This window comes from Streptococcus sp. OH4692_COT-348, from assembly GCF_003859975.1.
Taxonomy (GTDB): domain Bacteria; phylum Bacillota; class Bacilli; order Lactobacillales; family Streptococcaceae; genus Streptococcus.
On the sequence record NZ_RQZB01000033.1, the window covers coordinates 1 to 1,168 of the forward strand.

General features: G+C 38.4%; 1 protein-coding gene. It reads right to left on the bottom strand.

Translation table 11 applies throughout. The annotated features are described in order from the left end of the window. Nucleotides 1–1,168, bottom strand: a 1,168-nt coding sequence (locus tag EII37_RS10675) for an LPXTG cell wall anchor domain-containing protein (RefSeq protein WP_185696010.1), incomplete at both ends; no start/stop codon positions are given.

Here is a 1,168-nt window from a genome sequence, read left to right on the forward strand (position 1 = left end):
CTGCTTTGATAACCTTACCATTTTTCAATGTCACATCATAAGGCAACACAAGCTCTTTTTCTGCTGTGTATTCTGTACCCTTGATGATACCTTTCCAATTACCAGTATAGCGGTCATGCTTCATATCGAGTTTATCCAAACCATCATATTGGTACAACATATGGTGTCTTTCTGGAACAGTTGCACCGTCAAGAAGGTACTGAATCAATTCACCCATTTGAACTTCTTTACCGTCAAGAACTTTCTGACCTGTTTTATCAAGCGCATGTTTTTCTGGATGTTTTGGTTTCGGTGGCTCTGGTGTACGAGTAATAACCTTGGCAGTCATTTCTTGTTTATTGACAATATTGATGAAAGTATTCTCAATCTTATCACCCGTTTCAATACGTTCAACCTCGATGTAGAAGTCTGCATCGAATGTTCCTTTAACTCCTAGGGAGTTTAGGAAGTCTTGATTGATAACGTAAGACCATTGACCACCTTTGGCATCCCACTTAACAGTCACCAGTTTCTTGATAAACTCTGAATTAGTAGCTTGGTTGAACTCAAAGGTAAAGGCATAAGAGCTACCTTTCTCAATCTTATCACCTGCTTTGATAACCTTACCATTTTTCAATGTCACATCATAAGGTAACACAAGCTGTTTTTCTGCTGTGTATTCTGTACCCTTAATAATACCTTTCCAATTACCAGTATAGCGATCATGCTTCATATCGAGTTTATCCAAACCGTCATATTGGTACAACATATGGTGTCTTTCTGGAACAGTTGCACCATCAAGAAGGTACTGAATAATATCTCCTAGCTGGACTTCTTTGCCATCAAGGACTTTCTTTCCAGTTCTATCAAGTGCATGTTTTTCTGGATGTTTTGGTTTCGGTGGCTCTGGTGTACGAGTAATAACCTTGGCAGTCATTTCTTGTTTATTAACAATATTGATGAAAGTATTCTCAATCTTATCACCCGTTTCAATACGCTCCGCCTCGATGTAGAAATCTGCATCAAAGGTTCCTTTAACTCCTAGAGAGTTTAGGAAATCTTGATTGATAACGTAAGACCACTGACCACCTTTGGCATCCCACTTAACAGTTACAAGTTTCTTGATAAACTCTGAATTAGTAGCTTGGTTAAATTCAAAGGTGAAGGCATAAGTGCTACCTTTGTCAAT